This is a genomic window from Sorangium sp. So ce176 (assembly GCF_051519835.1).
In the GTDB taxonomy this organism is placed as follows: Bacteria; Myxococcota_A; Polyangia; order Polyangiales; family Polyangiaceae; genus Sorangium; species Sorangium cellulosum_G.
In genome coordinates, this window is the sequence record NZ_CP150371.1 from 7,431,483 (window position 1) to 7,444,763 (window position 13,281).

The 13,281-nt window shown below is 71.5% G+C and carries 14 protein-coding genes; 3 read left to right on the forward strand and 11 right to left on the reverse strand.

Going from position 1 to position 13,281, the window contains the following annotated elements:
* Positions 1 to 17: 17 nt before the first annotated feature.
* The 3 genes from WMF42_RS27795 to WMF42_RS27805 all read right to left on the reverse strand — a co-directional run bounded on the left by WMF42_RS27795 (position 18) and on the right by WMF42_RS27805 (position 2,208).
* Entirely contained in the window at positions 18 to 737 is a 720-nt protein-coding gene (locus tag WMF42_RS27795; protein ID WP_437685864.1) for a hypothetical protein, read from the reverse strand.
* Between the two features lie 144 nt (positions 738 to 881).
* Complete coding sequence (locus tag WMF42_RS27800; protein WP_437685866.1) at positions 882 to 1,625, reverse strand: hypothetical protein; 744 nt, start codon at positions 1,623 to 1,625, stop codon at positions 882 to 884.
* A 145-nt stretch (positions 1,626 to 1,770) separates the two neighbouring features.
* Positions 1,771 to 2,208 (reverse strand): hypothetical protein, encoded by a 438-nt coding sequence (locus WMF42_RS27805; RefSeq protein WP_437685868.1) that lies wholly within the window; start codon positions 2,206 to 2,208, stop codon positions 1,771 to 1,773.
* Positions 2,209 to 2,309: 101 nt separating this feature from the next.
* Here WMF42_RS27805 and WMF42_RS27810 point away from each other — a divergent pair, with 101 nt between their 5' ends.
* On the forward strand, positions 2,310 to 3,053 hold the full coding sequence (locus WMF42_RS27810; RefSeq protein ID WP_061609045.1) for a formylglycine-generating enzyme family protein: 744 nt from the start codon (positions 2,310 to 2,312) through the stop codon (positions 3,051 to 3,053).
* Positions 3,054 to 3,065: 12 nt separating this feature from the next.
* Here the strand turns inward: WMF42_RS27810 and WMF42_RS27815 are convergent, their stop codons facing one another.
* The 3 genes from WMF42_RS27815 to WMF42_RS27825 form a co-directional block, all read right to left on the reverse strand.
* Entirely contained in the window at positions 3,066 to 3,692 is a 627-nt protein-coding gene (locus tag WMF42_RS27815; protein WP_437685870.1) for a glutathione S-transferase family protein, read from the reverse strand.
* Between the two features lie 105 nt (positions 3,693 to 3,797).
* Complete coding sequence (locus tag WMF42_RS27820; protein ID WP_437685872.1) at positions 3,798 to 6,092, reverse strand: 5'-nucleotidase C-terminal domain-containing protein; 2,295 nt, start codon at positions 6,090 to 6,092, stop codon at positions 3,798 to 3,800.
* A gap of 194 nt (positions 6,093 to 6,286) precedes the next feature.
* Positions 6,287 to 6,718, reverse strand: a complete 432-nt coding sequence (locus WMF42_RS27825; RefSeq protein WP_437685874.1) for a CBS domain-containing protein — start codon at positions 6,716 to 6,718, stop codon at positions 6,287 to 6,289.
* 253 nt (positions 6,719 to 6,971) lie between these two features.
* Between WMF42_RS27825 and WMF42_RS27830 the strand changes: the two genes are divergently transcribed.
* Both WMF42_RS27830 and WMF42_RS27835 read left to right on the forward strand, forming a co-directional pair.
* Positions 6,972 to 7,736 carry a zinc-dependent peptidase gene (locus WMF42_RS27830; RefSeq protein ID WP_437685876.1) on the forward strand — a complete coding sequence of 255 codons (765 nt, stop codon included), beginning with the start codon at positions 6,972 to 6,974 and terminating at the stop codon, positions 7,734 to 7,736.
* Between the two features lie 80 nt (positions 7,737 to 7,816).
* Complete coding sequence (locus tag WMF42_RS27835; protein ID WP_061609040.1) at positions 7,817 to 8,143, forward strand: hypothetical protein; 327 nt, start codon at positions 7,817 to 7,819, stop codon at positions 8,141 to 8,143.
* Positions 8,144 to 8,146: 3 nt separating this feature from the next.
* Here the strand turns inward: WMF42_RS27835 and WMF42_RS27840 are convergent, their stop codons facing one another.
* The 5 genes from WMF42_RS27840 to WMF42_RS27860 form a co-directional block, all read right to left on the reverse strand.
* Complete coding sequence (locus tag WMF42_RS27840) at positions 8,147 to 8,761, reverse strand: SgcJ/EcaC family oxidoreductase (protein WP_437685878.1); 615 nt, start codon at positions 8,759 to 8,761, stop codon at positions 8,147 to 8,149.
* 121 nt (positions 8,762 to 8,882) lie between these two features.
* A complete protein-coding gene (locus tag WMF42_RS27845; protein ID WP_437685880.1) occupies positions 8,883 to 10,025 on the reverse strand; it encodes a hypothetical protein in 1,143 nt (380 codons plus the stop codon).
* Positions 10,026 to 10,065: 40 nt separating this feature from the next.
* Positions 10,066 to 10,659, reverse strand: coding sequence for a hypothetical protein (locus tag WMF42_RS27850; protein ID WP_061609038.1), 594 nt, complete (start codon positions 10,657 to 10,659; stop codon positions 10,066 to 10,068).
* A gap of 11 nt (positions 10,660 to 10,670) precedes the next feature.
* Positions 10,671 to 12,806, reverse strand: coding sequence for a xanthine dehydrogenase family protein molybdopterin-binding subunit (locus WMF42_RS27855; RefSeq protein ID WP_061609037.1), 2,136 nt, complete (start codon positions 12,804 to 12,806; stop codon positions 10,671 to 10,673).
* Positions 12,803 to 13,264, reverse strand: coding sequence for a (2Fe-2S)-binding protein (locus WMF42_RS27860; protein ID WP_437685882.1), 462 nt, complete (start codon positions 13,262 to 13,264; stop codon positions 12,803 to 12,805). The genes WMF42_RS27855 and WMF42_RS27860 overlap by 4 nt, the downstream gene beginning before the upstream one ends.
* Positions 13,265 to 13,281 lie beyond the last annotated feature (17 nt).

The window sequence follows — 13,281 nt, forward strand, 5'->3', positions numbered from 1 at the left end:
AACGCCGCTCGCGCCCCTCAGCGGAGCTCGTCGAAGATCGGCCCGCAACAGCCCTCGGCGAGATCGCACGCCGAGCCGGCGTCCTCGCAGACGCGCACCTCCATGCCGTCGACGAGGCAGGAGCAGACGACCCCGCTGGGCCCGGTGGGGCGGCACTCGGCAGCGAAGTCCACGCCCGGGCACGAGCCCTTGCAATGGCAGGTCCTGTCGCCGCCGCCGGAGCACGCGAACGGCTCGCAGTCGGGTCCGGCCCCCGAACCGGACGCGCACATGCCATACCGCTGCAGGTCCGGCTGGCACGTGGCCGGGATGAGGTCGCACCGGCTCGCGCTGGGCATCGCGCACTCGTAGACCGGGACGAGCAGGTCGTTGCACTCGGGCGCCTCGGCGAGCTGCCAGTCGCACTCGCTGCGGCAGCCGTCCGGCGACACAGGCCCGCAGCTCTCCTGGAGGAGCTCGCAATATCTCATGCAGAGGGACCAGACGTCGCCCCCACCCACCCCGGTGGACGAGCTCGTCACCGACGAGGTGCTGGACCAGCCCGTGCTGGTGCTGGTCACCCCGACGCTGATCGCGCTGGCGCCGGTCACGCCGACGCTGACCGCGCTGGCGCCTGTCGCGCCGGCGCCTCCCGAGCCGTCGGGCATGCCGTCGACGACGACGTTACCACCGCAGGCGCTCCCCCAGGCCAGGGCGGCGAGCGCAGCAAGGCGCGTCCCGAGCCGCGAGTTCTCCATGGGACGCGAGACTACCCCAGGTGCGCGCTCCGGCGCGAGCGCGGCGCGCGGTGAGCTCTCTCTCCCCTCGCGGGGCAGCGCCCTGGCAGGATCTCTGACCCGAGGAGTTCGCGCGGCGCGCGCAGGGCAAACGCCGCGCGCCCCTCAGCGGAGCTCGTCGAAGATCGGCCCGCAGCAGCCTTCGGCGAGAGCGCACGCCGGGCCGACGTCCTCGCAGGAGGCCACCTCCGTGCCGTTGATGAAGCAGGAGCAGACGAAGCCTGTGGGCATGAAGGGGCGGCACTCGGCAGCGAAGTCCACGCCCGGGCACGAGCCCTTGCAATGGCAGGTCCTGTCGCCGCCGCGGGAGCACACGAACGGCTCGCAGTCGGATCCGGATCCGGACAAGCACGTATCATAACGCTCCAGGTCCGGCTGACACGTGAACGGGAAAGGGTCGCACCGGCCCGCGCCGGGCATCGCGCACTCGAGGAACGGGACGAGCAGGTCGTTGCATTCGGGCGCCTGGGCGAGCTGCCCGTCGCACTCGCTGCGGCAGCCGTCCGGCGACACAGGCCCGCAGCTCTCCTGGAGGAGCTCGCAATAGCTCATGCAGAGCGACCAGGCGTCGCCCCCGCCCACCCCGGTGGACGAGCTGGTCACCGACGAGGTGCTGGGCAAGCCCGCGCTGGTGCTTGTCACGCCGGCGCCGTTCGTCGTCGAGCTCGTCACGCCGACGCTGACCGCGCTGGCGCTTGTCACGCCGACGCCGACCCCGCTGGTGCCCGTCGCGCCGGCGCCCCCCGAGCCGTCGGCCATCCCGTCGACGACGACGTGGCCACCGCAGGCGCTCCCCCATGCGAGGGCGGCGAGCGCAGCAAGGCGCGTCCTGAGCCGCGAGTTCTCCATGGGATGCGAGACTACCCCAGGTGCGCGCTCCGGCGCGAGCGCGGCGCGAGCGCGTCATGAACGCGGCGCGGCGTCGGCTCGACGCGAGCCGCCGCGCCCTCGCGGACGCAGGCCCCCCGGCGCCGCCGGCGCGCTCGGTGTCCGGTCAGCCGGCGTCGAACGCGCATCTCTCGTACGCGGGCACGAGCACCGAGCACTCGCGCGCGGGAAAGTCGCACTGCCCCACCACGTTCCTCTCGCAGTCGAAGATCGGCACGAGGAGCTCGTTGCACTCCGGCGCCTGGGACAGCAACGTCCCGCAGAACGCGCTGCACTCGCCCAGGTCCCGCGCGCACGTCGCCGCGAAGAGCTCGCAGTAGGACACGCAGGTCGACGTCAGGTCGCCGCCGCCCGCGCCGGAGGCGCTCGTCGAGGCCGAGGTGGTCGACCAGCTCGCGCTGGTGCTCGTCGCGGCGCTGCTCGTCGCGCCCGCGCCTCCCGACCCGTCGGGCGTCCCGTCGACGACGACGTGGCCGCCGCAGGCGCTCCCCCACGCCAGGGCGGCGAGCGCGGCAAGGTGCGTCCTGAGCCGCTTGATTTCCATGCCGCGAGACTACCCCAGGTGCGCGCTCCGGCGCGACGGCGACGCGAGCCGCCGCGCGGCCCCCTCGTGCGTCGCGCGGCTTTGCGATAGAGAGCGGCCGCGTGCTCCTCGATCTCCTTCTCGCCCCGCTGCTCGCCCTCGCCGCCGCGCCGCCCCGGCCGGGGGCCGCGGCGCCTTGCCCGCCCGACATGGTGCTCGTCGAGGGCACGCACAACGAGAACGTGCAGCGGATCTGCACGAGCTACCGCGGCGGCCATTGCTACAGCTTCTTCCCCGGGCTGTTCGCGGCCGAGCCGCGCTTCACCCCGGTGCGCACGTGCATGGACCGCCACGAGTGGCCGAACCGCGCCGGCGCGCTGCCCGTCGTGATGCTCCGCTACGTCGAGGCCGAGCGCGAGTGCGCCGCCGCCGGCAAGCGCCTCTGCACGGAGTTCGAGTGGGAGCTCGCGTGCGAGGGGCCGTCCGCGCTCCCCTTCCCCTACGGGTACGCGCAGGACCCGGCCGCCTGCAACGTGGGCAAGCCGTACCGGGGGATCAGCGAGCGGCGGCTCGCGTCGAACGACCCGGCCGTGCGCGCCGCCGAGACGCAGCGGCTCTGGCAGGGCGAGCCGTCGGGCTCGTACCCGGCGTGCGTGAGCCCGTACGGCGTCGTCGATCTCGTCGGCAACGTGGAAGAGTGGGTGTCGACGTCGCGACCCGAGTGGCCCCATCCGTCGTCGCTCAAGGGCGGCTACTGGTCCAAGCCGTGGGCGGGGTGCCGCGGGACCAACGACTCGCACGGTCCGATGTTCCGGTTCTACGAGATCGGGTTTCGCTGCTGCAAGGAGCCCGGGGCCGGGCCGTGAAGCCGGCGGCCTTCAGCCGCCGAAATTGCGCGCGATCACCGGGGCGATGTCCGCATGGGCCTCGGCGCGCTCGGCCGCGGCGACGGCGCGCGGCGCCACCTCGCGGAGGCGATCGCGGCCCGGGCGCCAGCGCGAGAGCACGGAGGCATAGACATCGAGCACGCTCAGCCGCTCTCCGAGGAAGAAGGGCCCTTGCCCGAAGCTCGCCTCGATCGCGCTCCAGCACTTCAGCGTGCGCTGCACGGTGGCCTCCTTGAGCTCGTCCTGCGCCGCCTTGCCCTTCACCCAGCGCTCGGGGAAATCGCCCACCGTGTACATGGGATAGATCGCCGAGGGGAAAAAGACGAGCTGTCGAAGGAATGCGGCGCGCCGCGGATCGCCGGGGGGCGGGGCGAGATCCGTGTCCGGGTGTCGCTCCAGCAGCCAGAGCACAATCGCCACGCTCTCGGTCATGACCGTGCCGTCATCGAGCACGACCGTCGGCACCTGGAGCAGCGGGTTCAGCGCCCTCAACGACTCGACGGCAGGCCCGGACTCCCAGGGCGCCACCTCGATGAGCTTGTACTCCTCGCCGAGCAGCTTGCAGACCGCCTCGATCAATGTCGAGCCGCACCCCTTGCACCCGTAGATCGTCACCATCGCTGCGCACCTCCGTCCGGTGCACCGGTCCATAGCAGCGCCGCGCGCCGCTGTGCAGCCGTCGATCGGACTGCGCCTCGGGATCAGGGATCTCCCGAAGGACGACTACATCGACGAGGGCACGCTCAGATCGACGGCGTAGACCGAGAGCATCTTGCCGCTCCCGTCGTCCTGCGCGACAAGCGAGATGTGGGTCAGCCCGGCGGCCTCCGCCTTCGGGAGCGCGTCCTGCGCCGAGGTGAAGATCACGGGGCCAGCGGTCGAGACCTCGGCGAAGCGCCAGCTCCTGTCGGAGCCGTTCGCGGCCCGCGTGAGGCTCCCGATGTCCTTGATGTACGCGATGAGCACGTCGCGGTTCGTGTCCGGCGCGGCGAAGATCGTCTTCGAGCCGTCGAGCCCAGGGAAGCCGCCGCCGCCGCTCGCGCGGTAGTTGTTCGTCGCCACGATGAACTCCGCGGCCGGATCCATGGGCTCGCCGTTCCACAGGAGGTTCTTGATCCGGCCGCTGGCCTTCATCCCCGCGGGCGGGAGCGGCTGCGTCACGTCGATCTCGTACGAGATCCGCCGGTCCGTGACCATATCGAAGTTGTAGCCGGGCATCCCGACGTTGATGAGCGGCTGCGGCTCCGTCTCGCTCGGATCGATCTGGTTGAAGCGCGTCGCGGCCCTCTCCAGCCAGTCGAGGAGGTCGGCGCCGGTCACCTTCACCGCCTGGAGCGTGTTGGCGTAAAGATAGAGGTCGGCCGCGTTGTTGATCGCGATGCTCCCCGCCGGCACGCCTGTGTAATCGTTGCCGCCCTGGAAGCCGGACTTGAACGGCGCGCTGACAGAGAGCACGGGGAGCGCCGCGAACTGCGGCAGGTTCTGCTCGATGTAGCGGGCGACGTAGTCCGCCTGGGCCTGGTTGACGATCTGGATCGCGCTGACGTCGCCCACGTCGGCGAACGCCGTCGACATCTCGAAATCGCTCGTGCCGATGGGCGTCTTGACGTAATCGACCGCCGCCTGGTGCTCGGCCTCGAGGAGCGGCGCCATGGCGGGGTCGGCCTCGACGAAGACCTTTGCCTTGTCCGGCTGCTCGGCGCAGAGGGTAGCGAACGCGCAGGGCGCCCCCGTGCGCCAGCGCTCCATCGCGTCGCACGCCTCGGGCAGCCCGCCCTTGCAGCTCGTCGCGATCGGCCGCGCCTCGACGACCGTCTTCGCCTTGTCGACCGTCCAGCGCTCGCCGTCGTGGAACAGGCCCATCTTGATGACGCCGAGGTGCTGGCCCCAGAAGCCCGGCATGACAGCGGGGACGCCGGCGACCGTGCCCGCGTCCTTGTCGACCTCCGGCAGGCTGAACTGGGCCACCGTGCTGCTCGGGTTGGGGAAGATCTGGTGCGAGTGGCCCATGAGCACCGCGTCGATGCCGGGCACGTGGGCGAGGTGCCACGCCTGGTTCTCGAGCGTGGACGTGTACGGCGCGTCGTCGAGCCCACCATGGATGATGCCGACGACGAGCTCGGCCCCCCTGGCGCGGAGATCGTCGACCAGCGGGGCCGCGACCTCCTTCACCCCCTTCGTGAAGACCTTGCCGTCGAGCCACTTCTTGTCCCAGGTCAGGATCGCCGGCGGAGTGATGTGGATGAAGCCGACCTTGAGCTCGCTCTCCACTGTACCGCCGCCCGGCGCCGTCGCCGTGATCGACTTCGATAGGAGGACGGACGGCGGGAAGAGCGTCTCCTCGGTGCTCAGGCTGAAGACGTTGGAGCTCACCTGCGGGAACTCCGGGCCCATGCAGCCGGCCGAGCCCGCGAGATCGTGCCCCTCGACGTCGAACGGCGTGTGGGTCACCTGCGAGAGGAAGTCGAGGCCGTAGTTGAACTCGTGATTGCCGATCCCGCCGACGTCGAACCCGAGGTGGTTCATGGCCTTGTAGATGGCCAGCGTCTCGCCGCACGCGACCGGATCGACGAGCGCCTGATGGTCGGCGAGCACCGTGCCCTGGATTGTGTCGCCGTTGTCGACAAGGAGGCTGTTCGGGAGCTCGGCGCGCGCTTGATGGATGAGCGTCGCTGTGCGCTCGAGGCCGATGGATGGATCCGCGACCAGCTTGAAGTAATCGAAGCCGAGGATGTTGGTGTGGAGATCGGTTGTCTCGAGCAGCGCGAAGTCGGCCGTGGCCCCGCTCGGCGTCGCGATCGCTCCCCCCTCGCCGCCCGAGCCGCTGGAGCTGGACGACGGCGCGCCGGCGCCGCCCGAGCCGCTGGAGCTGGACGACGGCGCGCCGGCGCCGCCGGAGCCGCTGGAGCTGGACGACGGCGCGCCGGCGCCGCCCTCGTCATCGCCGCACGCGGCCATCGCGCTCATGGCCAGGATCGCCGAGGCGATCGCCGCGTGCCATCCGAATCGACCCTTCATGCTGGGCTCCTTTCCGGGCGTCGCTCCGGCCGATGCGGCTTTGCGCGGCGACGGTCACGTTGAACCGGGGTGACCGAGTTCTCGCACTCCCGCACGCCCGGATCAAGGACCCGATACGCCGCAGGGACGCCGGGGCGGCGCGCGGTGGATCGACGTCTCTGCTGAGCCCGGGACCGGCGATCGCCGGCCGCCCTTCACGCGGGCCGAGCCGCTGGCGAGGCGGTCTCTTCCTTCGTGAGCAAGGCTGCCAGCACGGCCAGCGCGTCGGTCGTCGTGAAGACGCCGACGACCTGCTGGCCTTTCAGCACCACCGCCGAGCCGTACTTGTGCTCGGCCATCTCGCGGACCACCTCGGAGAGCGGCGCTTCCGGCGCGACGGCGTAGGGGCTCGGCGACATGGCCTCGCTGACGAGGAGCTCATCTCCCTCCGCCTCCTTGAGCGTCTCGATCCAGTAGATGTCCCGCTCGGAAATCATGCCGACCAGCCGGCCACCACGCAGCACCGGCAGGTGCCGGATGCGGTGCCCGCGCATGAGCGAGCGGGCGAGGCCGACCTTCTGATCGGCGCCGATCGAGTGCGGGCTCCTGGTCATGCAATCCTGGATACGAAGAGTGGAAGAGCTCATGGTGCCTCCGTCGGCGCTGGGCGTCCGTGCTGCTTCATGGATTCGCAAGATGCGGACCACCGGGGAGAGCTCGCGGCGCGCGGTCCCTGTCGAACACGGCCGGGCACGCTGCCCGGGCGTTGCCCCGAGCCGAGCACAGCCCTCGCTGCGCTGTCGACATACCTCCCGGGCGCGTGCCAGCAGCGATTGCGCCCGAGCGCAGGCGGTTCGCCAGGCCAGACCGCGCGCTCGATCGCGGGTAAGATGGGCGCCGATGCTCGCCTTTCTCAGGAGGCGGCGGCGCGCCGCCGTCCGCAGCGCGCCCTTTCCGGCGGCGTGGCGCGCGATCCTCGACCGCAACGTGCCCTGCTTCGGCCGCCTCCCGGCCGAGGACCAGGAGGAGCTGCTCGGGCACATCCAGGTCTTTCTGGACGAAAAGCCGTTCGAGGGGTGCGGCGGCCTGGAGATCACCGACGAGATCCGGGTCACGGTGGCGGCGCAGGCGTGCCTGCTGCTCCTGCACCGCGAGACCGAGTACTACCCCGAGCTCGAGGTCATCCTCGTCTACCCGAGCACCTACGTGGCCCCCGGCAGGGAGGTCCGGGAGGGCGGCGTCGTTGTCGAGGGCGGCCGGGCGCGGCTCGGGGAGTCGTGGTCGCGCGGCGCGGTCGTGCTCGCGTGGGACGGCGTCCTCGCGGGCGCGGCGGACGTGAGCGACGGGCACAACCTCGTGCTCCACGAGTTCGCGCACCAGCTCGACCAGGAGGACGGCCCCGCCGACGGCGCGCCCGAGCTGCCGGAGCGCTCGATGTACGCGGCGTGGGCGCGCATCCTCGGCCGCGAGTACGAGCGCCTCCTGCGCGACGAGGCGAGCCTCAAGCGCACGGTCATCGACCCCTACGGCGCGACGAACCCGGCCGAGTTCTTCGCTGTCGTCACCGAGGCGTTCTTCGAGAAGCCACGGAAGCTCAGGGCGAAGCACCCGGAGCTCTACGATCAACTGAAGGCGTTCTACCGCCAGGACCCGGCCGGCCGCTAGCGGCGCCGCTCGACGCCGCGATCACGGCCGTCGCCGCCGTCACCGCGGCGCGCGGGCGGATCGCCGATCCGCTGGCGATCATGATATCTCTCTGCCCCCTCGATGGCCCGAAAGCGCAAAGGCCAAAGCACCTTCGCCTCTGGGACCTCGAGGCGAGCGTCCCCTCCCCGTCGAGCCCGGCCGAGCTCATCGCCGCGCCGTACCTGCGAGAGCCCGCGGCGGCCGTCCGGGTGGGCGTGCTCGACGACGGCGGCGATCTGCGCGACACATGCCGCGACGACGACTTCGTCGGCGCCTGCGCGGCCATCGTCTCGACCGCCCGCCACGAGGACGCGCTCCGCTTCCATTTCGTCTCGGCCGACGGCCGCAACGACTGGACCGCCGTGACCACCGTCAGCGTCGACTGAGGGCTACGGCGCCGGGCTGGCGGGCGCCCCCATGCTGCGCACCGCGCGAAAGGCGTCGGCCGTAGCCTGCGTGTTCTGCGTGGTCACGATCCGGAGCCGGTCGCCCTCGCGCCGCGCGACGTGCACCAGGATGCCCTGCATGTCGGGCACCGGCTTGCCGTCGGGGGTGACCACGCCCGTCAGCTCCCAGGCCCAGCGCACCACCGCGATCTCCGGCCCGACGAAGCGCGTCTCGACACGCACGCTGGTGAGGCGGCTCTGGCGGAAGACTGTCTCGTGAATGCCGACATGGTTCTTCCGGATCTCCGGCCGCCCGTGCCACCACATCCCGAAGATGTTCACGAAGTCCGCGTCCTCGGCCTGCAGCGCGGAGAACGCATCCATGTCGTGCCGGTTCCATGTATCGCAGAAGGCAGCGGCGAGCTGCTCTCCAAGCGCCTGCTGCGCGCGCGCATCGGGCAACGCAGCGGAGGCGGCCGGCGCGGGCGCCGCCGCGACGGGCGCCGCCGCGACGGGCGCCGCCGCGACGGGCGCCGCCGGCGCGACGGGCGGCGGCGAGGCCGGGGCACACGCGAGGGCCAGGAGCGGCAACGCCGCGGCAAGGAAGGGTCGAACCATGAAGCGCCCTTACATCGAGGTGGCGCGAGGCGTCAACCGGCGCGCTCGTCGCGCGCTGCGGGCCGTGGCCTCGTGGTCATCGCTCGACAAGGGCCCTGCGCGAGGCGCTGACCTCCCGCGCTCACTCGATGGTCGAGTCGGTCACGGTGATGGACGTGTCGTCGTGGTTCGATATCTGCGGGTAGGTGGGGTACCACGAGCCGCCGAGGTTGCCGGTGATCACCGATCGATCGATGACGATGTTCCCCGAGTGGTCGTTGCTCACGAAGAAGATCGCGCTCCCGTGGGCGTTCACCTCGTTCCGCTCGATCCGCGTCCCGCAGAGCGTGAGCGTCATCGTGTTGCCGTCGTTGTAGATGGCCCCGCCGCTGCCGCCGCCCGGCGTGCCCGCCTCGGCGGGGTTGCCGCCGTTGCCGAGCGCGCGGTTGTGGGAGAACAGGCTGTTGATCACCGTCCAGGAGACGCCGATGCTGCTGATCCCGCCGCCGTTCGCGCACGCGTTCCCGTACCCCTCGGCGCCGCCGAAGGTGCTGTTCACCACGTGGAGCGGCAGCCCATTGTACTGCATGAAGGCCCGGATCCCGGCGCCCCCGACGTCGGGGCCGGTCGGATCGCACGCGTTGTTGAAGAAGCGGGCGTTGACGACCTTGAGGCGCCCGCCCTGCGCGAAGATGGCGCCGCCGCCCTCGTCGTCCTCATCGGTCGAGTCGCCCTCGATGAAGGTGAGGTTCTGGACCGTCAAGCGCGGGTGATCCTGGTTGTCGCAGCTCGGCGTCGTCCAGACCTGCGCCTCGTCGCACGTGTTCATGTAAAGGATACGCCGCTGACCGCCGCCGCTCAGGGTCACGCGCCCGCCGCCGTCGATCACGATCTCGGGGCCGGTGTCGTTGAAGATCTTCGCTGTCTCCTCGAGCGTGATGGTGATCGGGTCGGGGCCGCAATCAAAGGTGATGATGCCGCCGCCCGCGACGGCGGCGACGACAGCCGCCGAGGTGCAGCTCTCCGGCGTGCCGTCGCCGATCACCGTCGTCGGAGACGAGGTGTCGGCCGCCTGCGCCGCGGCCGGCACGGCGCACGCGCCGTCGGGGTTGCCCGCGGCCGGGCCGCCGCCCTCGTGCGCGGGAGATCCCGGGGTCGCCCCGCCCGAGCCGCTCGTCGCCCCGCTGCCGCCCGCGCCCGTCGCCTCCCCGCCCTCGTCGTCGGCGCAGGCCCCGAGCACGACCGCCACCGACAGGCACACCATCAGATCCAGCGTTCGTCGCATGATGTCCTCCTCGCTAGAAAGTCCCCTGGAGGGAAGTCCGTCACCCGCCCGGGCAGGGCGCGCCGGCGCGGGCCCAGGTCTCCCAGGCGGCGACGAACTCGGGGTACGGCGTCGGGACGGGCGTGCGGCCGGCGCCGGGGTTCCAGCCCCAGGTCACGAGCGGGTCCTCGAGGTGGACGCGCAGCGCCGCCATGTCCTTGCCGCCGTTGCGCGCCGGGTCCTTGATCTGCTCGCACAGCGCGCGCGGGGCGACGCCGACGAACACCATCTTCATCTCGGGCGGCGGCATGTGCCAGCCCTTCGAGACGCCCGGCGGCACGTGCATGCCGAAGCTGTTCGGCGGGTTCGTCGGGCCGTGGCACGTCGTGCACTCGGCGCCGGCCATGCCGTGGCCCGTGGGGCCGCGGAGCACGAGCTGGTTGTGCAGGCGGCCCTCGTCGCCCTGCAGCGGCACGTCGCCGGCAGGGTGGCAGTTCTGACAGCGAGGGTGCTGGAGGACGCCGCGCACCGTCTCGAACGCGGCGAGGCCGGCCTGGCGGTCGGCCGGCGACGGCGCGGGGGCCTGCGAGGCTCCGGGCGTCTGCCCGCCGCAGGAGGCGAGGAGCAAGGCGAGGACGAGAGAGGATCGGTTCATGAGGTCGGCACCTAGGCGAGGCGGAACGGGAGAGAGCGCAGCCGCTGCTTGGTCAATGCGAACACTGCGTTCGCCACGGCGGGCGCGATCGGCGCTGTGGCAGGCTCCCCGATGCCGCCCATCTTCGCCTCGCTCTGGAGGATGTGCACGGCGACGCGCGGCATGTCGAACATCCGGACGACGGGATAGTCGTGGAAGTTGCTCTCCTGGACCTGCCCCTCGGCCAGGTTCAGCTTGCCGTAGAGCGCCGCCGAGAGGCCGAAGGCGACGCTGCTCTGGACCTGCGCGTCGATGCCGAGCGGGTTCACCGCTGTGCCGCAATCGACGCTGCAGGTGACCTGGTGGACGTGGATGCGCCCCTTGTCGATCGAGATCTCGGCGACCTCGGCGACGATCGATCCGAACGACTCGTGCATCGCGAGCCCGCGCGCCCGCCCCGGCGGGGGCGCGGTGCCCCAGCCGGCCTTGTCGGCGGCGACCTTCAGCGCGTTGGCGTGCCGCGGCTTGTCCTTGAGCAGATCGAGGCGGTACGCGAGCGGGTCCTGGCCGGCGGCGTGGGCCAGCTCGTCGATCATGCTCTCCACAGCGAAGGCGGTGTGCGTGTTGCCGACCGAGCGCCACCACAGCACGGGGATCGGCGTCCTCGGCGAGTGCAGCGACACGCGGAGCGCCGGCGTCCTCGCGACGTAGGGCGACTCGGCGATCCCCTCCACCGAGGTGTGGTCGATGCCGTTCTTGCCGAGCATCGGCTCGAGCGCCGTGCCGGCGATGATCGACTGGCCGACGGCCACGTGATCCCACGCCACGGGCACGCCGCGCGCGTCGACGCCGACCTGGATCCGGTGGACGAAGGCGGGGCGGTAGAAGCCGCCGCGCATGTCGTCCTCGCGCGTCCACACGACCTTGACCGGCACGCCGGCGGCCTTCGCGACAGTCACGGCCTCCGCGACGAAATCGGACGTGGAGCTGGCGCGCCGCCCGAAGCCGCCGCCGAGGAACGGCGTGTGGATCTGGACCTTCTCGGGCGCCGTGCCGAGGATCTTCGCCGCGGCCATCTGGTCGCCGGTCTGGAACTGCGTGCCGGTCCAGATCTCGCAGCGATCGCCGTCGATCTTCACCGTGCAGTTGAGCGGCTCCATCGGCGCGTGCGCGAGGTAGGGCAGGTCGTACTCCGCCACGAGCCGCGCCTTGGCCGCGGCCATGGCGTCCTCGACCTTGCCTACCTGGGCGGCGATCGCGCCGAGCTTGCGCGACTGCGCGCGGAAGTCCTCGATCAGCTTGCCGGTGTCGACCCCGCCGCCCTCGGGCTTCGCCCACTCGGCGCGGAGCGCGTCGCGCCCGAGCTTGGCCGCCCAGAAGTGCGCGGCGACGACGGCGACGCCTGTCGCTGTGGGGACGACCTTCTCGACGCCGGGCACCTTGAGCGCGTCCGCGGGGTCGAACTTCACGAGCTTCGCGCCGAACGCCGGCGGGCGGAGCACCACGGCGGTGCGCAGCCCGGGGAACTGCACGTCGATCCCGAACTGCGCCTTGCCCGAGATCTTCTCCGGCGTGTCGAGGCGGCGCACGGGGGTGCCGATCAGCTTCCAGTCCTTCGGCGCCTTCAGCTTCACCTTCGCCGGCGGGGTCAGCTTCATCGCGTCCTCGGCGAGCTGGCCGTAGGTGAGCTGATCCTTGCCGTGGGTGACGACCCCCTTCGCGGCGACGCACGCCGCGGGCGCGACCTTCCACCGGGCGGCCGCCGCGCGCACCAGCATGTCCTTCGCCATCGCGCCGACAGTGCGGTACCGCTCGAACTCGCCGTTCGTCGTCGTCGACCCGCCGGTCATCTGGAAGCGCATCACGGGGTGGCCGTACACAGGCGCGGCCGGCGCGTGCTCCGACCGCACCTTCGACCAGTCGCACTCGAGCTCCTCGGCGATCAGCATCGCCAGGCCGGTCCAGATGCCCTGGCCCATCTCGGAGTGCGCGAGCACCACGGTCACCGAGTCGTCCGTGCCGATGCGCACGAAAGCGTTCGGCGACAGCGGGGCCGGCTGCGCCGCCTTCGGCGCGGCGCGGACCCCCTCGGGCACGTAGAAGCTGAGCAGGAGCCCCGCCGCGGAGGCCGTTGTCGCCTGCAAGAAGTCACGCCGGGAGACGGTCACTTGCCACCTCGCTTGAGCCGCGACGCGAGGATCACCGCCTCGCGAACACGACCATACGTCCCGCACCGACACACGTTTCCGGACAGCGCAGCATCGATGTCAGCATCGGTGGGATCCGGCTTCTGCTCGAGCAGGGCGACCGCTGTCATGATCTGCCCGGACTGGCAGTACCCGCACTGCACCACGTCGGCCTGCGCCCACGCCTGTTGCACCGCGTGCGACCCGTCGGCCGACAGGCCCTCGATCGTCGTCACCTTGCGCGCCCCGACGCTCGACACAGGCAGGACGCAGGAGCGCGCGGGCTTGCCGTCGAGGTGGACGGTGCAGGCGCCGCACTGGGCCATGCCACAGCCATACTTGGTGCCGGTCAATCCCAGCAGATCCCGGATCACCCAGAGCAGAGGCATGTCCGGTGCGGCCTCGACCACGCGAACAGCGCCGTTGATATGGAGTTTCATGGCCGTCCAGGCCATAC